Source organism: Pantoea sp. Mb-10, from assembly GCF_021272205.1.
Lineage (GTDB): Bacteria > Pseudomonadota > Gammaproteobacteria > Enterobacterales > Enterobacteriaceae > Pantoea.
Map to the genome: position 1 here is coordinate 154,098 of NZ_JAJSDX010000008.1, position 22,516 is coordinate 176,613.

A 22,516-nucleotide genomic window follows, 5' to 3' on the forward strand; every position below is an offset into this window, starting at 1 on the left:
TCAATCCGGTGCGCCGGTTTGCCCGGCGCAGGAGAACAAGTGTACCTGTTTTAACGGCAGGGATCGCCTAAAAGGTCGAGCGGTGTGATGAGAGCGGAGACGACTGCGCCGCGTAGTGCGCCTGCGCCTGGCGCTGGGCGACCCGTGCGGGTCGGGTGTGCCAGAGGTAGCGCACAGAAGCCGTCAGACACAGGCTGTAGCCAAACAGCTCCGTGACCTCTTCCGCCATGTTTTTCACCACACGGTGATAGCCATCCAGCATCAGCTGCTGCCAAAGCTGATGCATGCCAAACAGGCGAGAAAACACCAGAACCGCCAGCAAGCCTGCCGCCATGGTTTGCCACTGGCGATGCTGCAGCAGCGCCGCCAGGCCAGAGAGAATCTGGCGCGGCGTGCGCAGCGCAATGGCCAGCGACGCCGCCGCGGTGGCGAGCGCAAAGGTCAGCCAGGCGCCGTGCTCGATCGGGTCAAACAGGAAATCCATTTCGCGGATCAGCATGCAGCTGAAAAAGCCGCCCACCAGCGTCAGGGCACTGCGTTGTGCGGGGCGCTGCCAGGCGGCAGTAAAGAACAGCGCCGCGATCAGCGCCAGCACCAGCTCTTGAGTGATTTCGGTGAACGAGTTTTCGTGTAACGCATTGTTCATCCAGTTGACGTCGATATAGACCATCGCCATACAGAAAAGCAGGATGAGGCCGCTGGTGAGAAAAGCCGCGGCTTCGCGGCCGATAATAAGAAGATTTTCGCGCATCATGTAACCTTAATAATAATTAGCGCGCTTAGTATAAGTTCCTTACTGTTCCTCACTTCTCATTTCATGCCGCGTCAGAAACTGGCGCTGACGCCCAGGCTGTAAATAAACGGCTCGCCGTCCGTCACCGCACCCGATTGCGAAAAGGAAGCAAAGGCGGCGAGGTGCGGCCCAAACGGCAGCGTCGCCCCCACGCTAACATCCACCCAGCGCGTATCGCGGTCGTCGCTGCTGGCGGGACGATCGCGCACCAGCGTGGGATTCTCCTCCGTGAGCTGATGGCTATAGCTCACCTGCGCCCACGGCGTGATCCAGCCCTGTGCCGCGTCGATGCGCCAACCCAACGAGGCGATATGTCCGGCGTTGTTGCTGTCCACCCATGCGCATCTCGGGCAGCTCAGCGTGGAGTCATCCACGGCGAACTGCGCCACCGGACCGGTACGTACCGTGGTGCTGACGGGGATCGGCCAGCCTGCCGAATAGCGGTTGACCAGCGGTGCACTGCCTACGCTGGCGGTTTCGCTATAGATCATCGTGCGATCGCTCGCCGCGCTGAGCACCGCATCCATCAGGCTGCCATCGCTATTTTCACGCCATACCGGAGGGCTAACGGACAGCTTTTCAGCCAGTAGCGCGTTGTAATCTAGCGGGGCGAGCGAGACCGGATAATCTTGCGCACAAGCATGCCCGGCCGCGAAAAGCAGCCACCCGCCCCCCACAAGCCACGCGTAAATACGCTGGCCTGAACGCTGACTTTTCTGCACCATGAGACGCTCCTGACGCACTGAAAGGAGTGACACCTAAACGTATAATGAGAGATATCGGCACACGTTGCTTAACTATTAATCTATTCCACAATACGTCAAGGGACCGATACGGTTTTCCTCTGATATCAGGAGCGCACCAATGCAGAGATGTGGTTGGGTCACGCAGGATCCGCTTTATATTGCCTACCACGACAAGGAGTGGGGCATTCCGCAAACAGATAAGCGCATCTTATTTGAAATGTTGTGCCTTGAGGGACAGCAGGCGGGCTTGTCGTGGATCACCGTGCTCAAAAAGCGTGAGCACTATCGGCGCGCGTTTCATCATTTTGACCCGCAGCAGGTCGCGTTAATGGATGAGGCGGATCTCGCACGGCTGTTACAGGACGCCGGACTGATTCGCCATCGGGGCAAGCTCGCGGCGATAATCACTAACGCCCAAGCGGTGCTGGCGCTGGAAGCGACCGGAGAAGACTTTTCACGCTTTATCTGGTCGTTTGTGGATAACCAGCCTATTTTGCACCGTTATGCCGACTATGCACTGGCGCCGACCACCTCGGCTCCCGCTATTGCGCTCTCAAAGGCGCTCAAGCAGCGTGGTTTTAAATTCGTCGGTCCCACAATCTGCCACGCATTTTTACAGGCCTGCGGCTTAATTAACGATCATCAAACCACCTGTTTCTGCCATCCCGATAATCTTTAAGGCAATAATTTACACTTTAAGAATTGGCCTCACGAATTTCCTCAATATTGAACGGCATAATAGCGGCGTTTTGGGCGTTCGCCCCTTTTTCCGTTGTGAGGAATTATCATGAAAAAGCGTATGTTCGCGCTGTCCTTGTTAGTGAGCGGCAGCCTGGCGCTGTCAGGCTGTACCACCAACCCTTACACCGGCGAATCGCAGGCCGGTAAATCGGGCATGGGTGCCGGTTTGGGTGCGCTGGTGGGGGCTGGAGTGGGCGTGCTGTCGTCGTCGAAAAAAGATCGCGGCAAAGGCGCGCTGATTGGCGCCGCGTCGGGTGCCGCACTGGGCGGCGGCGTGGGATATTACATGGACGTGCAGGAAGCGAAACTGCGCGACAAAATGCGCGGTACCGGCGTCAGCGTCACGCGCCAGGGCGACAACATCGTGCTCAACATGCCAAATAACGTCACCTTTGACAGCAGCAGCAGCAACCTCAAGCCTGCAGGTGCCAACACCTTGACCGGCGTCGCCATGGTGCTGAAAGAGTATCCGAAAACCGCCGTTAACGTGCTGGGTTATACCGACAGCACCGGCTCGCGTGCGCTGAATATGCGCCTGTCGCAGCAGCGCGCGGACAGCGTGGCCAGCGCCCTGATTACGCAGGGCGTGGCGCAGAATCGCCTGCGCACGCAGGGCATGGGTCCGGATAACCCTATCGCCACCAACAGCACCGAAGCCGGCAAAGCGCAAAACCGCCGCGTAGAGATCACGCTGAGCCCGCTGGGCTAACCGCAGACAGCCGAACTGTGCTAGCAGTTCGGCTTTTTATCGCGTTTTATCTCGTCCCTTACGCGATTTTCACCCCAGATCGCACGAATATTTCCAACGCATAGAGCATACGAACACTTTGTGCTAGCGTGAGAAAAATTAGCTGGTCGGACACCTCCCTATGTCGCTTAAAGCCATTGCTGCTGCTCTCGGCCTTTCGGTCACGACGGTGAGTCGTGCGCTGAATGGCTATGACGATGTGGCAGATGTCACGCGGAAACGCGTTGAACATGAAGCCGCGCTGCGTGGCTATCGGCCCAATGCCGCTGCGCGCCGCCTGAAAACCGGGCGCGCCAACGCGGTGGGTTTAGTGTTTCCCGTCAGCACCGCCTCGCTTAACGACAGCTATTACAGCGACATGCTGCTCACGCTCGATCAGCGCCTTGCCCAGCACGACATTGATTTAATGATTCTGCCGGAGAAGCCGCAGGATCAGCTGCGCCCGCCGATGCGTATGCTGCGCAGCGGCGCGCTGGACGCGCTGATCATGACCCACACAACCCCTTACGATCTGCGGCTGGTGCGGCTTCAGCAAAAAGGCTATCGCTTTCTCACGCTGGGCCGTAGCCAGCTGCCGCAGCCCTACGCGTGGTTCGACTACGACAATCACGCGGGCACGCTGCTGGCTGCTGAGCACTGCCTGCAGCGGGGGCTGACGCGGCTCGCCTATCTCGGCGGCTGCGAGGCCAGCACCTATATCCTCGATCGCCGCCAGGGCTTTATTGACGCGCTGGCGCAGCATCACACGCCGCAGAACCCGGATCGCATGGCAGCGTTGCCGCCTACCCGCCGTTCAGGGTATCAGCAAACGCTGGCCTGGCTGGCGGAGGCGCAGCCGCCGCAGGCGATTGTGACCGACTGCGCCCCGCTGGGCGAAGGCGCGGCAATTGCGCTTTCGCAGGCCGGTTATCTCCAGGGTCCTCAGGCCATTCCGCTGTTTGTTTACGACGGGCTGCCGCATGATTCGATTATCGACCATCCGGTTAATGCCATTTTGCAGTTAACGCAGCAGCGCCTCGGCGAGCGGGTTGCGGAAATGGTGCTGCAGCTGCTGAATGACGTGCCGCCGGGCGAGCTGCAAACGCTGTGGCAGCCTCGACTGCAGCTGACCTCTGACGCGCAATGATTGCGTACGAAGCTCGCTGTGATAGTCTTCGCCAGCGCAAATCAATCAGGTGTAAGTAATGAAAACAAGGCCGCCACGAGCCACAATCAGTGACGTTGCCCGCGCGGCAAAAACCGGCAAAACCAGCGTTTCCCGCTATTTGAATGGCGAAGTGAATGTACTCTCGCCCGACCTCAAAGCCCGCATTGAGCAGGCAATCGCCGAACTTAACTACCGCCCCAGCCAAATGGCGCGCGGCCTTAAGCGCGGCCGTACCCGGCTGATTGGCCTGATCATTGCCGATATCACCAATCCTTATTCAGTGGATGTGCTCAGCGGGATCGAAGCCGCCTGCCGCGCCCGCGGTTTTACGCTATTGATGTGTAACACCAATAACGAAGTGGATCGTGAGCAGTATTATTTGCAGCTGCTGAGCAGCTATCAGGTCGAAGGCATTGTGGTCAATGCGGTGGGCATGCACGAAGAAGTGCTCAACCGTCTGCAGCAGTCCATGCTGCCGATGGTGCTGATTGACCGAAAAATTCCCGATTTTGCCTGCGATGTGGTGGGCCTGAATAACCCTGAAGCGTCGCAAAACGCGACGCAGCATCTGCTGGATAACGGCTACGACGCGCTGCTGTTTGTGAGTGAACCGCTCGGCAGCGTGAACACCCGTCGCGAGCGCCTCGCCGCGTTCCGCGCCTGCTGCGAGCGTTACCCGCAGGTGAGCGCGGAAAATGTCGAAGTGCCCCTGCACGACGCCCCGCTGCTGGCGGCGCGCCTGCGTGATTTTTACCAGCGCCATCGCGACAAACGCTGTGCGGTGATTGCCGCCAACGGTGCGCTTACGCTCCAGGTGGCGCGCGCTCTGCAGTCGCTGGCGTTACGCTGGGGCGAAGAGATCGGTCTGCTGGGCTTTGATGAGCTGGAGTGGGCCGCGCTGGCGGGCGTCGGCATCACCACGCTCAAGCAGCCCACCTGGCAGATTGGTTACGCCGCGCTGGAGCGGGTCATTGCCCGCATTGAAGGCAGTGACGACGCGGTGTGCGAGCACGTCTTTTCAGGGGAACTGATAGAACGCGGCTCCAGTCAGCCTCTAAGGTAATTCTCAAACGCAGGCTCACTTCGTGAGCACGATCATAATTTCCAGTTATGCCACTTTCCTTTGGAACCGGTTCCATTTAGCTTTTTTAAGGTAACTGGACGGTAAAACGCGTCAGTAATCGCCCAAATGTGGCGCTGGCGTCTGCGGAGGAATTATGGCTACACCTGAAATCATCGTCGTGACAGCCGCTTACGGCGCGCACCAGGTCGCACAGCTTGGCGGCCAGCGAGCCCTGATCCCCCTTATTAAGCAAGCGGGTGCTGATGGCGTTGAAATCCGGCGCGAGCTTTTCAGTGCCGACGAGTTTGTGCAGCTACATACGCTGGCGGATGCCCTGTCTCAGCACGCACTACGCGCCAGTTATTCGGTGCCGGAAGCGCTGTGGCTGGAGGACGGCACACTCAACCCTCGTCTGTCGCAGTTCCTGCTGGAAGCGGAGCAGATTGGCGCGCAGCGTCTCAAGTTGGCGCTGGGCCACTTTGTGGCGCTGGATAACGGTGAGCTGGCGCACATACTGGCGAACACCTCGGTAACGCTGGTGATTGAGAACGATCAAACCCCCAGCAGTTCGCTGGCTGCCCTGCAGACCTTTTTCCATCGCGCCTGCGATGCCGCGCTGCCGCTGGACATGACTTTTGATATGGGCAACTGGCTGTGGACCGGCGAAGACGCCCTGCACGCCGCAGCGCAGCTCAGCCGCTACGTGAGCTACATTCACGTCAAGGCCGCGGTGCCGCACCAGGCAAGCTTCCGCGCTATCGCACTGGATGAGAGCGACGGCAGCTGGCGGACGCTGCTGCAGGCGCTGCCTGCTGACGCGCCGCGCGGCATTGAATTTCCGCTGGAAGGCGCCGACCTCGTGGCGGTCACGCGCCATTACGTCGACTTATTACGTGCGGCATAAGGAATTACCATGAAGCAACTTGATGTGGTCACTGTTGGCGAAGCGATGGCGATGTTCATTGCGCAGCAGACCGGCGATCTGGCTGCGGCGGACCGCTTTATCAAACGCATTGCGGGCGCGGAACTGAACGTGGCGATTGGCCTGTCGCGCCTCGGCCTGCAGGTGGGCTGGGTCAGCCGTGTTGGCGACGACAGCTTTGGGCGGTTTACGCTGCAGCAGCTGGCAAAAGAGGGCATTGATCACCACTGCGTCACCACCGATGCCCGCTACCGTACCGGTTTTCAGCTTAAAGCGAGCGTCGATGACGGCTCCGATCCCGAAGTGGAGTATTTCCGCAAAGGCTCGGCGGCCAGTTACCTGTCGCCCGATGACTTTGACGCCGACTATTTTGGTGCGGCCCGCCATTTGCACCTGAGCGGCGTGGCGGCGGCGCTGTCCGACAGTTCTCTGGCGCTGTGCCAGCACGCCGCGAAAGAGATGCGCGCGCGCGGTAAAACCATCTCGTTCGATCCCAACCTGCGTCCGGTGCTGTGGCGCAGCACGGACGAGATGCGTAAGCAGCTCAATCTGCTGGCCGAATACGCGGACTGGGTGCTGCCCGGCGAAAAAGAGGGGCTGATCCTCACTGGCTATCAGCAGCCAGAAGCCATTGCCGACTTCTACCTCGACAAAGGCGTGAAAGCGGTAATCATTAAAACCGGCTGCGATGGCGCCTGGTATAAAACCGCCGACGGCGAAAAAGGCCAGGTGGCGCCAATCCGCGTCGAGAACGTGGTGGACACCGTGGGCGCAGGCGATGGCTTTGCGGTCGGGGTGATCAGCGCGCTGCTGGAGGGGAAAGCGTTACCGCAGGCGATCCTGCGCGGCAATAAAATCGGCTCGCTGGCGATTCAGGTGGCGGGTGACAGCGAAGGACTGCCGGTGCGTGCGGCACTGGGTGACTATTAATCCGCATACGCGCGGTTAGCCGATGCGATCGGCGCGGCCGCAACGACGCTGCTTCTGCAACCCTACAACACCGAGGCGCATCCACGAAATGCGCCCGCCTCAAACCAGAGGAGTTAACCATGAAATCGCAGACAATCGCGCCAAAACGCTGGTGGTTTATCATGCCCATCGTGTTTATCACCTACAGTCTGGCGTATCTGGACCGGGCAAACTTCAGTTTCGCCTCTGCGGCCGGGATCAATGACGACTTGGGTATCACCAAGGGCATGTCATCGCTGCTGGGCGCCCTGTTCTTCCTCGGCTACTTCTTTTTCCAAATCCCAGGGGCGGTCTACGCCGAACGCCGCAGCGTGAAGAAACTGATTTTTTGGTGCCTGATTCTGTGGGGCGGCTGCGCCTCGCTGACCGGTATCGTCAGTAATATTCCGATGCTGGCCGCCATCCGCTTTGTGCTGGGCGTGGTCGAAGCGGCGGTAATGCCCGCGATGCTGATTTACATCAGTAACTGGTTTACCAAGTCTGAACGCTCGCGCGCCAATACCTTCCTGATTCTGGGCAATCCCGTGACCGTGCTGTGGATGTCGGTGGTTTCCGGCTACCTGATCAACGCGTTTGGCTGGCGCGAGATGTTCATCATTGAAGGCTTTCCCGCGGTGATCTGGGCCGTTGCATGGTGGTTCCTGGTGCAGGACAAGCCCGCGCAGGCCAAGTGGATGAGCGACGAAGAGAAAGCCGTGCTGCAGGCACAGCTGCAAAAAGAGCAGGAGAATATCAAGGCGGTACGCAACTACAGTGAAGCCTTCCGCAACCGCAACGTGATTATTCTCTGCATGCAGTACTTCGCCTGGAGCATCGGCGTATACGGCTTCGTGCTGTGGCTGCCTTCGATTCTGCGTAACGGCACGCAGATGGGCATGGTAGAAGCGGGCTGGCTGTCGGCGGTGCCGTATCTGGTGGCGACCATCGCCATGGTGGTGGTGTCGTGGGCGTCGGACAAGACGCAGAACCGCAAGCTGTTTGTCTGGCCGCTGCTGCTGATTGGCGCGCTGGCCTTCCTGGGCTCTTATCTGGTGGGCACCAATAACTTCTGGCTCTCTTATGCGCTGCTAGTGATCGCGGGCGGTGCCATGTACGCGCCTTACGGCCCCTTCTTCGCTATCATTCCAGAAATGCTGCCGCGCAACGTCTCCGGTGGCGCCATGGCGCTGATCAACAGCATGGGTGCGCTGGGCTCGTTCATCGGCTCATGGATCGTCGGCTACCTGAATGGTGCGACCGGCAGCCCTGCCGCCTCCTATATTTTCATGGGCGCGGCGCTGCTGGTGTCGGTGTGGCTCACCCTGATTGTGAAACCGGCGGAGAACACAGCGACGCCGGTGCACGGTGCCAGGCACGCCTGAAAGCGTAAGCGATAATTTTTTCCGGGCGACGTCAGTCGCCCGTCACACGTTCTACAGGGAGCAAACGATGAAACCTGCTGTGATCCTTTACAAAAGCCTGCCCGATGACCTGCGCGCCAGGCTGGATACCCATTTCACCGTGACGGAAGTAAAAGACGTGACGCCGGAAACCGTGCAGCAGCACGCCGCGCAGTTTGCCGAGGCGCAAGGCATGATTGGCTCCGGCGGTAAGGTCGATGCGACCCTGCTGGAAAAGATGCCGGCGCTGCGCGCCTGTTCCACCGTGTCGGTGGGCTTCGATAATTTTGACGTTCCGGCCCTCAGCGCGCGCCGCGTGCTGCTGATGCACACGCCAACCGTGCTCACCGAAACCGTGGCGGATACCCTGATGGCGCTGGTGCTCAGCACGGCACGCCGCATTCCCGAGCTGGATAAATGGGTCAAAGCGGGCGAGTGGAAAAAGAGCATCGGCCCGGCGAAGTTTGGCGTTGATGTGCACCATAAAACGCTGGGTATTCTCGGCATGGGCCGCATTGGGCTAGCGCTGGCGCAGCGCGCGCATTTTGGCTTTGGCATGAACATTCTTTACAACGCCCGCCGTCAGCATCAGGAAGCGGAGACGCGCTTCGGCGCACGCGCCTGCGATCTGGAGACACTGCTGAAAGAGAGTGATTTTGTCTGTATCACCCTGCCGCTGACCGAGGAGACACACCATCTGATCGGGCCCCGCCAGCTCCAGCTCATGAAGCCAAGCGCGATTCTGATCAATGCAGGACGCGGCCCCGTGGTGGATGAGCAGGCGCTCACCGCCGCGCTGAAAGAGGGCACGATTCTGGCCGCCGGGCTTGACGTGTTTGAAAAAGAACCGCTTGCCGCAGATGCCGAACTGCTCACGCTTCCTAACGTGGTCACGCTGCCGCACATCGGTTCCGCCACCCACGAAACCCGCTACGGTATGGCGCGCGACGCGGTGGACAACCTGATCGCCGCGCTCAGCGGCAAGGTGGAAAAAAACTGCGTGAATCCGCAAATTCAAGCCTAATTCTGCCGCTTTTGCCATTGCGCCTGCCCGCAGCGGGCGCTATGGTGATCCCCCTCATTCGCTTTCACAATGTATTAACGTCCTATGTCCTTTTCTCAGTTCGGCGACAAATTTACGCAGCCTACCGGTATCTCACGTCTGATGGAGGACATGGGGGAAGGCCTGCGCACACCCGGCACCCTTATGCTGGGCGGCGGCAATCCCGCGCAGATCCCCGCCATGACGGATTACTTTAATCAGCTGCTGCTGGAGATGCATCAAACAGGCAAGCTCAGCGAAGCCCTGTGCAACTACGACGGTCCACGCGGTAAAGCACTGCTGCTTGACGCGCTGGCAGCGATGCTGCGCGAGACGCTGGACTGGCCGATTAGCGCCAAAAATATCGCGTTGACCAACGGTAGCCAGAGCGCGTTCTTTTATCTGTTTAACCTGTTTGCCGGACGGCGCGCCGACGGCAGTAAAAAACGCGTGCTCTTTCCGCTGGCTCCGGAATATTTAGGCTATGCCGATGCCGGTCTGGAAGCCGATCTGTTTGTCTCCGCCAGGCCCAATATCGAACTGCTGCCTGAGGGGCAATTCAAATATCACGTGGATTTCGACCATTTGCCGCTGCATGACGATATCGGTCTGATTTGTGTGTCGCGCCCCACCAATCCCACCGGCAACGTGATTACGGATAGCGAGCTACTGCAACTTGATGCGCTGGCGCAGCAGCACGGTATTCCCTTGCTGATTGATAACGCCTACGGCGTGCCGTTCCCCGGCATTATTTTTAGTGACGCGCGGCCGCTGTGGAATCCCAACACGATTCTCTGTATGAGCCTCTCCAAGCTCGGCCTGCCGGGCGCGCGCTGTGGCATCGTGATTGCAGAGGAAAGCACTATCGCCGCGTTGGGCAACATGAATGGCATTATCAGCCTCGCCCCCGGCAGCATCGGACCGGCCATCGCCAATGAAATGGTGGCGCGTGGCGATCTGCTGCGCCTGTCGGAGCAGGTGATTAAGCCGTTTTACCAGGCCAAAGTCAGTGAAACCATCGCGATCCTCCGCCGCTATCTGCCGGAAGATCGCTGTTTGATTCACAAGCCGGAAGGGGCCATTTTCCTCTGGCTGTGGTTCCGCGAGTTAACCGTGGGCACGGAAACGCTCTATCAGCGCCTGAAAGCGCGCGGCGTTTTAATGGTACCCGGCCACTTTTTCTTTCCCGGTCTGGACCAGGATTGGCCGCATACGCATCAATGTATGCGTATGAATTATGTCCCTGATGCGGCGCAAATTGAGCGAGCGGCTCAGATTCTGGCTGAGGAGCTGGATGCGCTCAACGCGGTACCCTAAGCGTCGGTTTACGCGTTAGCCATCTGCATTAATGAAAAACCGCCCCGCTTCGTGCCGGGCGGTTTTCTTTTATGTGACGTGAGACACGGCGTAAAAGACGTCCTTCAGGATGCGCTGCGCTGCCAGCCCGGATGACGTAACGCGCTTAGTTGCGCGTGCTCATTGTCCGTGATGAACAGGTGGCCACTATAACCAGTAACCACACAGAAAAAATTAGCGAGGCCGCTAATTGAAAGGCATGAAGCACCTCAATATCGTGCATGACGGGTGAGGGTTAAAACTTTAAATAACGAGAAAAATCAAAAACTAACAAATACATTCATGCGGGTTAACGGCAAAAAGATCGTCTCCTGTTATGACCGCGGCAACATTTCTTTTTGCGAGAGACATAACAAAAAACGCGCGTAACACTCACGTTAATAACGAATGCTGACACCACTGGGCCAGCTGCTTGATCGCCTGTTCAACTTCGGCGTTCCAGCCAAACCCCGCGTTGAGCCGGAAACAGTGGTCGTAGCGGTGATCGGTAGCAAAAATATGGCCCGGCGCGATGCCGATGCCCGCGTTGCGCGCCTTGAGAAACAGCGCGCGCACATTCAACGACTGGCGCGGCATTTCCACCCAGAGCACGTAGCCGCCTTCCGGGTTAGAGACGCGCGTGCCGGCGGGAAAATAGCGCAGCACCGCCTGGCGCATATGCTGTATCTGGCTTTTCAATTCACGCCGCAGTTTACGCAGGTGGGCGTCGTAGCCACCGCTGCGTAACAGTTCGGCAATCGCCGCCTGCGACAGCACCGACGTGCCCATGCTGGTGGTGTATTTCAGCGAAGCCAGTTTGCGCATGTAGTTGCTGCTGTGTACCCAGCCAATACGTATGCCGGGCGCAACGGTTTTGGAGAAGCCGCTGCACAAAATCGCGTTTGGGCTGAACGCCCGCATGGGAAAGGGACGGCGATCGCCGAAAGCCGTGTCACCGAAGATATCGTCTTCAATGATCACCACATCGTTTTCATCCGCCTGGCGCGCGATATAGGCTTTTTGCTCGTTGGGAATACTTTTGCCCAGCGGATTGTTGATGTTGTTAATGGTGAGATAGGCCTGCACCGCTTTGCGCTGAAACAGCGCCGTGAGCTTCTCGACGTTCACGTAGCCCTCTGCCCCCGCTTCCACCTCAATTACCCGCAGGTTGAGGTTATGCAGCATCTGCAGCAGCACAAAATAACAGGGCGATTCCACCGCCACGATATCACCGGGTCGGGTGGTGGCGCGCAGCGCCAGCGAGATAGCCTCAATACACCCGTTGGTGATCAAAATGTCGTCGGCGCTGATGGTGCAGCCATAATCCACCGCGCGGCGCGCGATTTCCGCTTTGAGTGGCGCATAACCGGTGCCTTTAACGGTGTTGCCCAGCAGCGCCGGTTTGCTGTAGCCCATTTGCCGCATGAGCAGGCCAATCTTCTTGACCGGATAGAGCGAGATATCGCCATTCGCCAAATCCAGCCGCACGCGACAATCGGAGCCGAGCATCGCCAGATGCAGTTCAGTTTGTTCGTCCAGTGGCGCCACTTCTCGTGGCTGTTCCACGCTGATGACAGCGGGCTGCGCCAGCTGCGTGCCGCGCGGTGCAACAAAAAAGCCCGATTTCGGGCGCGCCACGGCGTAGCGCTCGTCCTCCAGGGTACGCAGGGTTTTTAGCGCGGTGGTCATGCTCACGCCGTACTGTGCGGCCAGCGTGCGCACCGAGGGCAACCGCGTGTCGGGCGGCAGCGATCCGCTGTGAATCGCCTGTTTAATTTGCTCCGCAATGTGACGGTAACGGCTACCCTGACTCTCCTGTTCTACGGTCTCACCCGCCATCTGTTCCACCCCATATCGTACACATCTGTGCGTATTCATCAGATTACATTCAAAGTACTTTAAGCTGCATCTGTTAATTCAGCTTCACGTTTCCCTGCTGTAGCCCGCGTCCTGTTAACCCTCGACAGCGCTGTTATTCGCCAAAGGATGAAGTGAAAAATGCATAATCTGTCCGTCATGATGGCCGACATTGAAGGGTATCTTACCCCCCAGATCATCGCTTCTGCGCAGCGCTGTGCGCAACGCCTGCTGGCCACACTGCCCTCCCCCCATCGGCCGGAGGAAAACCGCGTTTTGCTGGCCTATGGCGGCGGCAAGGACAGCAGCTATATGGTGGCCTACGTGCGCTACCTTCAGGGCTTGATTTGGCAGCAGCACGGCAGCACCTTCCAGCTGCGCATCGCCACTAACCGCCACGCCGCCATGAACGATAGCGTGATGGCTAACATCGATCGCGTCTATCACGCACTCCGCATTCACGGCGATGCGTGCACCGAATGCCTGGTGACTGACGGCCTGCAAATTCGTCCTTTCGCACGCGATCTTCTCCTGCCAGACAGCGTGCGGCAGCAAAACCGCTGTGATGTGCTGATGAATGGTCACCGCTTCCGCGCCGATGCGCGCTCAACGTTCTGCAATGCCTGCAACCTCAGCATGGTCAATGCATTTGGGCTGACGGCACACTACGACGGCGGCGTGGATGTGATCATCACCGGCGATTCGCCGCAGGAGCAGACCGCCTATCTCGCGTGGGCGCGCCATCTTTCCCGACTGTTTAACGCGCCTACCGCCGATAAGTCACGCGGCTTCAGCGGCTTTTTACAGACGCTGGATGGCGTTGCCGAGCGGTACGCCGCCGACGTTTACGGCACCGATCCGGTGGCCCCTGCGCACCGTATCACCTGGCAACTGGCGCGCGATCCGCGCTTTTTCAATATCTATCAAGACACCGCCTATGAAGCCGGCGCGCACTGGGCGTTACTCACGGAATTTATGCATTTTCAGTTTGATGAGCTGATGTTCAGCTTCTCTGAGTCGGACTGCGGCAATCCTACGCTGATGGCCCATCTGCGCGGTCTGCGGGCGGAAACCCTGCTGCAGCGCAGCTATGCCGAAGGGATCCGCGAGTATGTGCGCTTCGCGCTTGGCCTGATGGTGCAGAAAGATTTTCCGCCCCCGCTTATCGATGAAATGGCGGCACGCTATCAAGATGATGCGGCGATCGCCCAGGCGCGCCAGCGGGCCGAGCGTTTTGCCTTGCAGGCCTTTGAGCTGAATGAAACGCAGCTGGTGTGCATGATCTTTTCACCCTTTGTGGCCGAAGGCCAACAGCTTGCCCGCTGGCTGCAGCAGCTGGACAACGCCCCTGATGAAGCGGCGGTGCGCGCGCTGCTGGGCGGCGAGAGCGACGACCCAGCGCTGGCGCACCGCCTGACCGCGCTCTCCGGCCTGACCGTGGCGCAGATGCGTCACTGCTGGCGTAGCGCGCAGGTCAGCTCTCTGCTGGAAGGCGGGCGCGGCGACGCGCTGTCGCGCGTGCTGCGTTTCGACCCGCACAAAGCGGTGATTCAGGTCCACAACGGTGCCTTACAAGACATCGTCACTGAAGTGATCTCCGGGCGCTAACCCGGTAAGGCGACACGATGAAAAAGATTTTTCTGCAAATCGGCGCCACGCGCGACGGACAAAATCCCTACTGTGCCGTGGCCAAGCGTGAAGGCTATTTCACAGTACTGGCGGAGATGAGCGATTTTATCGACTATCAAAGTCTGAGCCTTTCGCTGCCGTTCGATCTGATCGTGCGCCTTGACCGACCAGAAAACCCGTGGGACGTGCTGCAAGCGTATCTGCATGCCGGCATGCTGGAACATCCGCAGGTGGTGCTGGCAGGTTTTGAAGCCTATAACACCAGCGCCGGACGCGTGCGTGAACTGCTGGCCGGGCCCGATGCCGGTCCCGGCTTTATCCCGCCGGACAAGTATGCGCAGCGTATGGCGCTGCATAAAATCTCACCGCATTTGCCGCAGCCTGCGTTTCGTTTTTTCGCCTCGCCGCTCAGTATCCGGGATGCGCGTGACGCGCTGCTCTACCCTTGCGTCATTAAGCCGGTAGACGGCGGTGGCGGGCTGGGCGTCTGGCTGGTTGAGGCCGCGCATCAGCTGGATAATGTCATCAGCAAGCTGCAAGAAACGGTCAATTATGGCGGTCGCGGGTTTACCGGTTTTATTGTGGAAAGCTGGCTTAACGGTGACGAATATTCGCTGCAAGGCGTGGTGAATAATGGCCAGGCGGTGGCGCTGACCTGCTGTCAAAAAGTGATTGAGCGACAGACCACGGAAGATGGCTGTATCAGCTTCTACGAATCCGGCCACGTCGCGATGGCAGCCGCGCAGCTTCCGCCCGCTTACGCGCGTCTGATGCACCTTTGTTGCAATACCTTTGGTTATCGCCAGGGCGCTTTCCATATCGACTTCATTATGGTGAACGGTAACGCCTGGTTCCTTGAAATGGGCTTCCGCCTCTCCGGTATGGGTATCGTGAATTTAGTGGAAGAGGTCACTGGCCTGAACTGGGCCGAGATCGCTTTTCACATTGAAGCAGGTCACGGTATGCCCGCGCTGCATTTTCCACCGCAGCGCCAGGCGGTGGGCCGCTTGCGCCTGCGTCAGCCTCGGCATCAGGATGCCGCCGCGCGCTGGATTGCCGCACAGCAGCGCGGCGAACTGTTGCCGCCGCTCAGCCTCCCTGCGCTGGAGGTCGCGCCGCGTTCGTCGCTGTATGCCGATTTGACGCGCCACGCCGGTATTCTGGCCACCTTCAGCCTGACGGCAGCCAGTTGCGAAGAAGTGCTGGCGATTTTTCACCACATTCTCGACGTTCCGTCATTCACCTCCCGGAGAGATCTCCTATGTGCAGGATGATTCTGGCGCACGGCCAGTTTGATGCAGTGAAGGTGCTGGACGCTGCGCGCGCCATGAGCTGTGGCGAAACCGCCAACCATGAAGGTCCGATCAAGGCCCATCCCAACGGCTGGGGCTGCCTATGGTGGGAGCGCGGGCGTATTCACACGCTGCACGGTACCGGCACTTTTGCGGACGCGCTGCCGGGCATTGACAGCGATGCCATGCGGAACAGTCCGCTGTTAGCGGTGCACGTACGTCACGCCACGCTGAGTAAAAATCAGGGCATGGAATTTTCACATCCGCTGTGGCGCGCCAGCGGCGGCACGCACTGGTACATGATGCATAACGGTTTTCTGCCCACGGTGTATGCCCAGTTGGGCATGACAGCCTCACGCTTTGATTCCGCCGAATACCTTGAATACTTAGTGGATCACGTCACGCCCGCTGACTTTACCCGCGACTATCTGCGCAACAAAATGGCGCGCGTGGCGCCGGGCGGCAGCGCCGGCAATGCCATTTTCGTCACGCGAGAGAAAGCGTGGGCGTGGCAGTGGCATCCAGAAGACACGCCCTATCCTGAGTATTTCACGCTGCATCGCTATCAGCGCCACAACGCCACGTTTATCTCCTCTGAACCCATTACCGCGCTCGGTTCGGCACCTGACTGGTGCCGAATGCATAACCATGAACTTCATGAAATCTCGCTTGAGGAGTGACCAGCATGGCCATTTTCAATCAGATACGCGTTATTAATCCGTCCATGTTTGTAGAAAGCACATGGCTGGATGACATCGTCACCGCACGGGTGCCGCTGCTGGTATTGCGAAACTTCCTGACGCGCGAAACGCGTGAGACCGTGGTCGCCGATTTACAACGCTGCCGTGATCAGGTGCGCGTTTCGCACTATCCCAACGGCGCGCTGACGACCCTTGGGCCCTATTTGGCCAAGCACACGGCGGCGCCGGAAAACTATTTTACGGCGCTGCGCGATCTGCAACCGGCGCTGCCGCCCTCGCTGGATGCGCTACGCGCTCAGGTCTACGGTTGGGTCGAGCACGCCTTGCGTCTCGATAGCCTGCACGTTGCCAATGAACCGACGCTGGGCAGCTATGCCGGATCGATCGTGCGTTTTCATGCCGACGGCGTGGCGAATCCGCTGCATAACGACAGCATCGTGCGCGATGCCGCCGGCAGTGGCCTGGCGGTTACGCAAATTCTGCATCAGCTGAGCTGCGTGGTATGCCTGCAAGAGTGCAATACGGGCGGGGCGCTGCGTATTTACAACAAAAAATGGCAGCCAGAGGATGAAGCCTTCAAAACGCCCGGCGAGCTCGGCTATCAGCAAGCGGTGGTTGAAAACAGCGAAATCTGCACCTTCTCACCGCGCAGCGGCGATATCTATCTTTTCAACCCGGCGTTTTATCACGAGATCGATCGCGTGCACGGCGACACGCGCATCACCATGGGCTTCTTTTTTGGCCTGACCGACAAAAAAATGAAACACGCCATTGCCTGGAGCTAGTGCCCGGCTTTAAACGAGGAAACCGTGATGACCACCTTTGAGAAAGTGATTGCCCTGCTGGATGAACACCACGCCCGATATCAGGTGGTGGAACATGAAGCCGTCGGCCAAACCGACGTGATTAGCGCCATACGCGGCAATGCGCTGCATCAAGCCGCCAAAGCAATGGTGCTTGACGTGACGCTGCCGGAAGGTGCCGGGACGCGTTACCTGCTGGCGATTGTGCCCGGTGACTGCAAGATTAATTTCAAAAGCGCGGCGCGAGCCATTGGCGGCAAGAAATCGAGTTTTGCCGATGCGGAAACCGCGCAGACGCTAACGCAATGCGTGATGGGCGCAGTGCCGCCGTTGAGTTTTGATGACCGACTGGCGCTGCGCGTGGATGCGCGCCTGCGCGATGTTGGCACGCTGTGGTTTAACGCCGGTACGCTGGATCGCTCTGTGGCGCTGGACGTGGCGGATTTCTTCCGCATTGTGGGTGATGCGTGCTGTGCAGACATTGCGACGCCAATGACGGCAGCGGCGTGAAACCGCTCAAGGATTATGTATGCCTGTAAAAGATATGTTGTTAGCGCTGTGCGTGGTGGTGGCGTGGGGCGTCAATTTTGTGGTGATTAAACTGGGACTTCACGGCATGCCGCCGTTTCTGCTGGCCGGATTGCGCTTCACGCTGGTGGCGTTTCCCGCGATCTTGTTGGTGAAACGCCCGCACATTCCGCTGCGCTGGCTAGTGGTGTACGGCATCACCATCAGCTTTGGCCAGTTTGCCTTTTTGTTTCTCGCCATTAAATTGGGGATGCCCGCCGGGCTGGCTTCGCTGGTGCTTCAGGCGCAGGCCTTCTTTACGCTGCTGCTGGGCGCACTGCTGCTGGCAGAAAAGCTGCGCTGGAATCACATTGCGGGCATCCTCATCGCCACGCTCGGCATGTTTTTGCTGGCGACTTCCGGCATGGAGGGCCAAGGCACCGCGGGAATAACGCTGACCACCATGATGCTGACGCTGGCCGCCGCGCTCTCGTGGGCGCTAGGCAATATCACCAATAAAATCATTTTGCGCAATCGCAAGGTGCCCGTGATGTCGCTGGTGGTGTGGAGTGCGCTGGTGCCGATAGTCCCGTTCTTTGCGTGTTCGTGGTGGTTTGAAGGCAGTGAAACCATCGTCGCCAGCTTGGCTAATATCTCTCTGCAAACTCTGCTGGCGCTCGTATATCTCGCCTTTATCGCCACCATCGTAGGCTATGCGATTTGGGGGAATTTGCTCAGTCGCTATGAGACGTGGCGCATCGCGCCACTGTCGCTGTTGGTGCCGGTGGTAGGGATTGTCAGCGCCGCGCTGGTGCTCGACGAGACGCTCTCGCCGCAGCAAATCGTGGGCGCGGCCGTCATCGTTGCAGGCTTGCTGGTGAATGTCTTTGGCGGCATGGTGAGCCAGCGCTTGCTGGTGCGCACCTGATGTTCGTGCGGCGTTAAAGCAGGTAAAAAAAACGCCGCATCGCTGCGGCGTTTGGGGTGTTTACACGTCTTACTTCAGGATTTCAATGCGGCGCGGTTTCGCCTCTTCGGGGACGATACGCTCCAGATCGATGCTCAGCAGGCCCAGCTCAAGGCGCGCATCGCGCACCACGATGTGGTCGGCCAGCTGGAATTTACGTTCAAAATTACGCTCGGCAATGCCCTGGTACAGGTATTTGCGTTCGGGCTGCTCGTCCGGATGGGCGCCGCGCACGATCAGCATGTTGTCGTGGGCGGTAATCTCTAACTCGCTCTGGGAAAAACCGGCCACCGCAATGGTAATACGGTAATGGTTTTCGTCCACCAGCTCGACGTTATAAGGAGGGTAGCCGCCGTTCGCCTGGTTAGGATTGGATTCCAACAGGTTGAACAGACGATCAAAACCGATAGATGAGCGATAAAGTGGTGACAGATCAAAATTACGCATAATAAGACTCCTGATTTTCAGCAAGTTTTGGCAACCTTCCATGCAGGACAGGCTGTGTGGTTCCTGACTGTCCCTGTCGGCAACAATCAGGCAACCGCATGTTAAAAATGGGTACAACGCGGTCGCTTTCAAGGGGTCAATGCGTATTTTTTTTCAGCATAATTCACAAATTGACATACACTCAGTGCATTAATCCCCGGATCGGTTTGACACTGCCACAGAGCGCTGCGTCCTTCCGGTGAAACACTCCAGCCAAGGCGATGCCATGACTGAAGGGAAGACCAACATGAAATTGATGAAAAGCCTATCGCTATCCAGCCTGTTTGTTTGCTGTGCGCTCACCACGTCGGGCTGCGCCAGCGTCATGTCGCACACCGGCGGCGATCAGGGGTATTATCCCGGTACGCGCGCCAGCGCCCGTATCATTGCTGACGATAACAGCGGCTGGGTCATGAAGCCGCTGGCGGTGATCGACTTACCGTTCTCGGCGGTGATGGATACGCTTTTACTGCCGTGGGACTGGCTGCGTGCCGATGACGGCACCCATAAAAATTCCGCGCACGATCGCGTGCTGCAGAGTGAAAAACAAGCGGGCACCGAGGCCAGCCTGGCAACTGCCGCCGCTATGCCTGCGACTGCGCACTAACGTAAAACAGCTGACGCCATCCCGCAACGTCCCGCATATAGGCAATTTTCTCTCCGTCTGGTGACCACACCACCGCATCACCAGACGGCGCGCGCGCGCTGCGCGCAGTGAGCCGCTGGCACTGGCCGCTGGCAACGTCACAGACCATCACGCTGTTATCACACACAAACGCCACCGCATTGCCCGCCGGATGCCAACTAAAAGCCGATTGGATGCTGTGCTGCAGCTGCGTTACCTGACGCGGCGCGCCGCCGTTGGGTGACACGGTCCAGAGCTGAACGGTCTGGCGGTGGTCAGTCATCAAAAATGCGATAGCGCTGCCGTCGGGCGAGGCACGAAGCCAGTGCCGCGGCTGCAGCGCCAAGCCGTGCGTATAAGTGATCCGGCGCTGCTGAACGCCTGCCGGTGGCGCGGGCAGCGTGGTGGCCGTGCCTTCTAACGGCGCGCTGCCCGCCTGCGCGTAATCACTTAACGCTTCCGGCAGATCCACCACGAACACTTCGGGCACCTTGCTGCCGTCCACCGCGCGCGTGTCGCCGATAAAGGCGATGGCCCAGCGCTGCCACTCTCCGTTCGTCTTTTGATAGCCCTGATGGCCAATCCAGCACTCTTCATAGGCGCGATCGATCTGGTCGCTGCCCGGCTGCGGATCGCGCTGCGTCTGGCTGACCAGCACGCAGAAATGGCTGCCATCGTATTCGCGCGGATGCTGCTTCGGTGGGCACACCGGATGCAGCGGAAGCGCCACGCCCACGTTGCGCAGATCTTCGCGCGCATCCCACGCGTGCATCACGTGATCGTTGTAGGTAAAGCTCAGGCGCGATCCGTCCGGACTAAACACATGCACGTGGGAACCGCCGCGCAGGGCACCGGGCGTAAAAGGCGCCGTGATATCGCAAGCGTCCAGATTTTCCGCACGCCCCTGCTGAACGATCACGCCGCGTCGGTGATGAAAATCATAGTGCCAGTGCGCATCGGGGTGTTCGGGGCCGTGGATACAGACATAGCGCGGCGGATTATCCGGACTCACCGTGACAACCCCCACGTGCGCCCCGTCACGCGCCTGATACAGCACCTCCGTGGTGCCGCTCTCTGCATGGACGCGCTCAATGGTTAAGCCGGTAAACGACGCGCCGGAGGGACGCACGTCAAACGCCAGCCACTGGCTGTCTGCTGTCCAGACATTGATATTGGTTAGCTGATGATGACGGGGGGCAAAGGTGAGCTGCTTCTCTGACATAGGACAACCTTACTTTCAACGTTGCCAAATAAAGTACGTGATAATGCCCTGCGCTGCAGGATTTTTGCGGGAGTAAAGGAGAAAAAGTGTGCACCGCCTGGGGCGCAGGCGGTGCGGCGTATTACAGCACCAGTTCCTCAATGGCATGCGCAACGCCATCTTCCCCATTGCTTTTGGTAACGAACTGCGCAATGGCTTTTACGGACTCAATCGCGTTACCCATCGCCACGCCGGTGCCCGCGTACTCAATCATCGCCAGATCGTTTTCCTGATCGCCGATAGTCATCACTTCGTCTCGGGTCAGGCCCAGCTTCTCGGCCAGCATTTTTACGCCCTGCCCTTTATTGACGCGCGGATCGAGAATCTCAAGGAAGTACGCGGCGCTTTTCAGCAGCGTGTATTTTTCGCGCGCCTCCTGCGGCAAACGCTGGATAGCCGCGTCCAGCAGCACGGGTTTGTCGATCATCATCAGTTTGGGAAAACGGGTGGCGCGGTCCATTTCATCCACCGCGCGATAGCGCAAGGGAATGCCGGTCAGGTTGGCTTCATGAATGGTAAATTCGCTGATGTCTTTGTTAGGCGTGTAAAGCGCGCTGCGATCAAAGGCCTGGAAGTGGACGCCCAGCTCGCGCGCGAGCTGTTCCACATACAGATAATCTTCAAAGCCCAGCGTGATCTCTGCGATGCACTCGCCCGTATCGGCATGATGCACCAGCGCACCGTTATAGCTGATGCAGTACTCCCCGGCTTCCGCCAGATCCAGCTCCTTCAGGTAGCGCTGAATGCCGACCAACGGTCGCCCGGTGGTTAACACCACCTTCACGCCTTTTTGATGCGCACGTGCAATCGCGGATTTCACGGCAGGGGTGATCTCATGCTGTGGATTCAGCAGCGTACCGTCCATATCGATCGCAACCAATTTTATCGCCATACCATCCTCGTTAAGTCAGAGTTTGCCTGAATGCTAACGCGATTCAGTTCACATTAACCATTATGGCTGTTTGCGCGGCCTTTTTCTAAGCGCAACAAAAAAGCCATCCGTGTCGCAATGGCTTTTTTTGTGCTGATGCGCGGGCGCTTAGTGATGCATGTTCTCTTTACTCATGTCTTTCATGTCCGTGCCGTCTTGCTGCTGGGTCTCTTTCATCTCCATGCCGTCTTTGTGCATGGTCTCTTTCATGCTTTTTTGGTCTTTCGACATTTCCATGTGCATGTCATCACTCATCATGGCGTCTTTTTTCATGGCATCGGCTGCGTGCGCGGCTGAAACGGTCATCGCAGCGGCGGCCAGAAGGGCCAGAGCGGTCTTTTTCATTCACTGTGTCCTTAATTAACATATGGAAGAGAGGGCTTTGGGATAAGCATTCACACGCGCGGCTGCGGTGCGGCCTCAATATTTCGTTAACCCCCCTTTCGGCCATACAAGAAATGTCTCAAACGAACAGCACGCACGCGTAATCCGCGCCTAAAGGCCCAGAAAGCCAAAACCACGCCGCTTCGCGCCTGTGGCCGCCGCGCGTCTGCGGCGGCCAAAAAAAAAAC

At 58.6% G+C, this 22,516-nt stretch carries 23 protein-coding genes; 16 read left to right on the top strand and 7 right to left on the bottom strand.

The window, feature by feature from the left end; all coding sequences use genetic code 11:
* Positions 1–67: 67 nt before the first annotated feature.
* Both LU196_RS17075 and LU196_RS17080 read right to left on the bottom strand, forming a co-directional pair.
* A complete protein-coding gene (locus LU196_RS17075; RefSeq protein WP_232760712.1) occupies positions 68–751 on the bottom strand; it encodes a hypothetical protein in 684 nt (227 codons plus the stop codon).
* Positions 752–825: 74 nt separating this feature from the next.
* A complete protein-coding gene (locus tag LU196_RS17080) occupies positions 826–1,518 on the bottom strand; it encodes an autotransporter (protein WP_232760713.1) in 693 nt (230 codons plus the stop codon).
* A 139-nt stretch (positions 1,519–1,657) separates the two neighbouring features.
* On the opposite strand from LU196_RS17080, the gene LU196_RS17085 reads away from it, so the two are divergent.
* The 9 genes from LU196_RS17085 to LU196_RS17125 all read left to right on the top strand — a co-directional run bounded on the left by LU196_RS17085 (position 1,658) and on the right by LU196_RS17125 (position 10,867).
* Complete coding sequence (locus LU196_RS17085; protein WP_232760714.1) at positions 1,658–2,218, top strand: DNA-3-methyladenine glycosylase I; 561 nt, start codon at positions 1,658–1,660, stop codon at positions 2,216–2,218.
* A gap of 108 nt (positions 2,219–2,326) precedes the next feature.
* Positions 2,327–2,989 carry an OmpA family lipoprotein gene (locus LU196_RS17090; protein ID WP_232760715.1) on the top strand — a complete coding sequence of 221 codons (663 nt, stop codon included), beginning with the start codon at positions 2,327–2,329 and terminating at the stop codon, positions 2,987–2,989.
* A 160-nt stretch (positions 2,990–3,149) separates the two neighbouring features.
* Entirely contained in the window at positions 3,150–4,154 is a 1,005-nt protein-coding gene (locus tag LU196_RS17095) for a LacI family DNA-binding transcriptional regulator (RefSeq protein WP_232760716.1), read from the top strand.
* Between the two features lie 58 nt (positions 4,155–4,212).
* The gene (locus LU196_RS17100; RefSeq protein WP_232760717.1) at positions 4,213–5,238 is read left to right on the top strand and encodes a LacI family DNA-binding transcriptional regulator; all 1,026 of its coding nucleotides are present in this window, start codon (positions 4,213–4,215) and stop codon (positions 5,236–5,238) included.
* A 154-nt stretch (positions 5,239–5,392) separates the two neighbouring features.
* The gene (locus tag LU196_RS17105) at positions 5,393–6,142 is read left to right on the top strand and encodes a sugar phosphate isomerase/epimerase (protein ID WP_232760718.1); all 750 of its coding nucleotides are present in this window, start codon (positions 5,393–5,395) and stop codon (positions 6,140–6,142) included.
* A 9-nt stretch (positions 6,143–6,151) separates the two neighbouring features.
* Complete coding sequence (locus tag LU196_RS17110; protein ID WP_232760719.1) at positions 6,152–7,090, top strand: sugar kinase; 939 nt, start codon at positions 6,152–6,154, stop codon at positions 7,088–7,090.
* 119 nt (positions 7,091–7,209) lie between these two features.
* Positions 7,210–8,490 carry an MFS transporter gene (locus LU196_RS17115; RefSeq protein WP_232760720.1) on the top strand — a complete coding sequence of 427 codons (1,281 nt, stop codon included), beginning with the start codon at positions 7,210–7,212 and terminating at the stop codon, positions 8,488–8,490.
* 67 nt (positions 8,491–8,557) lie between these two features.
* Positions 8,558–9,532, top strand: coding sequence for a glyoxylate/hydroxypyruvate reductase GhrB (gene ghrB, locus LU196_RS17120; protein ID WP_232760721.1), 975 nt, complete (start codon positions 8,558–8,560; stop codon positions 9,530–9,532).
* 84 nt (positions 9,533–9,616) lie between these two features.
* Positions 9,617–10,867 carry a valine--pyruvate transaminase gene (locus LU196_RS17125; RefSeq protein ID WP_232760722.1) on the top strand — a complete coding sequence of 417 codons (1,251 nt, stop codon included), beginning with the start codon at positions 9,617–9,619 and terminating at the stop codon, positions 10,865–10,867.
* 411 nt (positions 10,868–11,278) lie between these two features.
* Here LU196_RS17125 and LU196_RS17130 read toward each other — a convergent pair whose 3' ends face one another.
* The gene (locus LU196_RS17130; RefSeq protein ID WP_232760723.1) at positions 11,279–12,724 is read right to left on the bottom strand and encodes a PLP-dependent aminotransferase family protein; all 1,446 of its coding nucleotides are present in this window, start codon (positions 12,722–12,724) and stop codon (positions 11,279–11,281) included.
* A gap of 159 nt (positions 12,725–12,883) precedes the next feature.
* Here LU196_RS17130 and LU196_RS17135 point away from each other — a divergent pair, with 159 nt between their 5' ends.
* From LU196_RS17135 to LU196_RS17160, 6 genes are read left to right on the top strand one after another with little or no spacing between them, the layout of a single operon-like run.
* Positions 12,884–14,350: a hypothetical protein gene (locus LU196_RS17135; protein ID WP_232760724.1), complete on the top strand. Its 1,467-nt coding sequence runs from the start codon at positions 12,884–12,886 to the stop codon at positions 14,348–14,350.
* Positions 14,351–14,367: 17 nt separating this feature from the next.
* A complete protein-coding gene (locus LU196_RS17140; protein ID WP_232760725.1) occupies positions 14,368–15,645 on the top strand; it encodes an acetyl-CoA carboxylase biotin carboxylase subunit family protein in 1,278 nt (425 codons plus the stop codon).
* Positions 15,633–16,343 carry a class II glutamine amidotransferase gene (locus tag LU196_RS17145; protein ID WP_232760726.1) on the top strand — a complete coding sequence of 237 codons (711 nt, stop codon included), beginning with the start codon at positions 15,633–15,635 and terminating at the stop codon, positions 16,341–16,343. Before LU196_RS17140 ends, LU196_RS17145 begins: the two co-directional genes overlap by 13 nt.
* A 5-nt stretch (positions 16,344–16,348) precedes the next feature.
* Positions 16,349–17,149 carry a hypothetical protein gene (locus tag LU196_RS17150; protein WP_232760727.1) on the top strand — a complete coding sequence of 267 codons (801 nt, stop codon included), beginning with the start codon at positions 16,349–16,351 and terminating at the stop codon, positions 17,147–17,149.
* Between the two features lie 27 nt (positions 17,150–17,176).
* Positions 17,177–17,677: a YbaK/EbsC family protein gene (locus tag LU196_RS17155; RefSeq protein ID WP_232760728.1), complete on the top strand. Its 501-nt coding sequence runs from the start codon at positions 17,177–17,179 to the stop codon at positions 17,675–17,677.
* A gap of 19 nt (positions 17,678–17,696) precedes the next feature.
* On the top strand, positions 17,697–18,602 hold the full coding sequence (locus tag LU196_RS17160; RefSeq protein ID WP_232760729.1) for an EamA family transporter: 906 nt from the start codon (positions 17,697–17,699) through the stop codon (positions 18,600–18,602).
* Positions 18,603–18,671: 69 nt separating this feature from the next.
* Here the strand turns inward: LU196_RS17160 and ibpA are convergent, their stop codons facing one another.
* Positions 18,672–19,088 carry a small heat shock chaperone IbpA gene (ibpA, locus tag LU196_RS17165; protein WP_232760730.1) on the bottom strand — a complete coding sequence of 139 codons (417 nt, stop codon included), beginning with the start codon at positions 19,086–19,088 and terminating at the stop codon, positions 18,672–18,674.
* 286 nt (positions 19,089–19,374) lie between these two features.
* On the opposite strand from ibpA, the gene LU196_RS17170 reads away from it, so the two are divergent.
* Complete coding sequence (locus tag LU196_RS17170) at positions 19,375–19,734, top strand: YceK/YidQ family lipoprotein (protein ID WP_232760731.1); 360 nt, start codon at positions 19,375–19,377, stop codon at positions 19,732–19,734.
* Here LU196_RS17170 and LU196_RS17175 read toward each other — a convergent pair.
* The 3 genes from LU196_RS17175 to LU196_RS17185 form a co-directional block, all read right to left on the bottom strand.
* Positions 19,712–20,974, bottom strand: a complete 1,263-nt coding sequence (locus tag LU196_RS17175; protein WP_232760732.1) for a DUF3748 domain-containing protein — start codon at positions 20,972–20,974, stop codon at positions 19,712–19,714. The genes LU196_RS17170 and LU196_RS17175 overlap by 23 nt on opposite strands.
* 121 nt (positions 20,975–21,095) lie before the next feature.
* Entirely contained in the window at positions 21,096–21,905 is an 810-nt protein-coding gene (yidA, locus tag LU196_RS17180; RefSeq protein WP_232760733.1) for a sugar-phosphatase, read from the bottom strand.
* Positions 21,906–22,052: 147 nt separating this feature from the next.
* Positions 22,053–22,289 (bottom strand): hypothetical protein, encoded by a 237-nt coding sequence (locus LU196_RS17185; protein ID WP_232760734.1) that lies wholly within the window; start codon positions 22,287–22,289, stop codon positions 22,053–22,055.
* Positions 22,290–22,516 lie beyond the last annotated feature (227 nt).

Excerpts from the sequence above, each read along its gene's own strand:
- LU196_RS17075 (WP_232760712.1), bottom strand. The coding sequence starts at position 751 with ATGCGCGAAAATCTTCTTATTATCGGCCGCGAAGCCGCGGCTTTTCTC.
- LU196_RS17080 (WP_232760713.1), bottom strand. The coding sequence starts at position 1,518 with ATGGTGCAGAAAAGTCAGCGTTCAGGCCAGCGTATTTACGCGTGGCTT.
- LU196_RS17085 (WP_232760714.1), top strand. The coding sequence starts at position 1,658 with ATGCAGAGATGTGGTTGGGTCACGCAGGATCCGCTTTATATTGCCTAC.
- LU196_RS17090 (WP_232760715.1), top strand. The coding sequence starts at position 2,327 with ATGAAAAAGCGTATGTTCGCGCTGTCCTTGTTAGTGAGCGGCAGCCTG.
- LU196_RS17095 (WP_232760716.1), top strand. The coding sequence starts at position 3,150 with ATGTCGCTTAAAGCCATTGCTGCTGCTCTCGGCCTTTCGGTCACGACG.
- LU196_RS17100 (WP_232760717.1), top strand. The coding sequence starts at position 4,213 with ATGAAAACAAGGCCGCCACGAGCCACAATCAGTGACGTTGCCCGCGCG.
- LU196_RS17105 (WP_232760718.1), top strand. The coding sequence starts at position 5,393 with ATGGCTACACCTGAAATCATCGTCGTGACAGCCGCTTACGGCGCGCAC.
- LU196_RS17110 (WP_232760719.1), top strand. The coding sequence starts at position 6,152 with ATGAAGCAACTTGATGTGGTCACTGTTGGCGAAGCGATGGCGATGTTC.
- LU196_RS17115 (WP_232760720.1), top strand. The coding sequence starts at position 7,210 with ATGAAATCGCAGACAATCGCGCCAAAACGCTGGTGGTTTATCATGCCC.
- ghrB (WP_232760721.1), top strand. The coding sequence starts at position 8,558 with ATGAAACCTGCTGTGATCCTTTACAAAAGCCTGCCCGATGACCTGCGC.
- LU196_RS17125 (WP_232760722.1), top strand. The coding sequence starts at position 9,617 with ATGTCCTTTTCTCAGTTCGGCGACAAATTTACGCAGCCTACCGGTATC.
- LU196_RS17130 (WP_232760723.1), bottom strand. The coding sequence starts at position 12,724 with ATGGCGGGTGAGACCGTAGAACAGGAGAGTCAGGGTAGCCGTTACCGT.
- LU196_RS17135 (WP_232760724.1), top strand. The coding sequence starts at position 12,884 with ATGCATAATCTGTCCGTCATGATGGCCGACATTGAAGGGTATCTTACC.
- LU196_RS17140 (WP_232760725.1), top strand. The coding sequence starts at position 14,368 with ATGAAAAAGATTTTTCTGCAAATCGGCGCCACGCGCGACGGACAAAAT.
- LU196_RS17145 (WP_232760726.1), top strand. The coding sequence starts at position 15,633 with ATGTGCAGGATGATTCTGGCGCACGGCCAGTTTGATGCAGTGAAGGTG.
- LU196_RS17150 (WP_232760727.1), top strand. The coding sequence starts at position 16,349 with ATGGCCATTTTCAATCAGATACGCGTTATTAATCCGTCCATGTTTGTA.
- LU196_RS17155 (WP_232760728.1), top strand. The coding sequence starts at position 17,177 with ATGACCACCTTTGAGAAAGTGATTGCCCTGCTGGATGAACACCACGCC.
- LU196_RS17160 (WP_232760729.1), top strand. The coding sequence starts at position 17,697 with ATGCCTGTAAAAGATATGTTGTTAGCGCTGTGCGTGGTGGTGGCGTGG.
- ibpA (WP_232760730.1), bottom strand. The coding sequence starts at position 19,088 with ATGCGTAATTTTGATCTGTCACCACTTTATCGCTCATCTATCGGTTTT.
- LU196_RS17170 (WP_232760731.1), top strand. The coding sequence starts at position 19,375 with ATGAAATTGATGAAAAGCCTATCGCTATCCAGCCTGTTTGTTTGCTGT.
- LU196_RS17175 (WP_232760732.1), bottom strand. The coding sequence starts at position 20,974 with ATGTCAGAGAAGCAGCTCACCTTTGCCCCCCGTCATCATCAGCTAACC.
- yidA (WP_232760733.1), bottom strand. The coding sequence starts at position 21,905 with ATGGCGATAAAATTGGTTGCGATCGATATGGACGGTACGCTGCTGAAT.
- LU196_RS17185 (WP_232760734.1), bottom strand. The coding sequence starts at position 22,289 with ATGAAAAAGACCGCTCTGGCCCTTCTGGCCGCCGCTGCGATGACCGTT.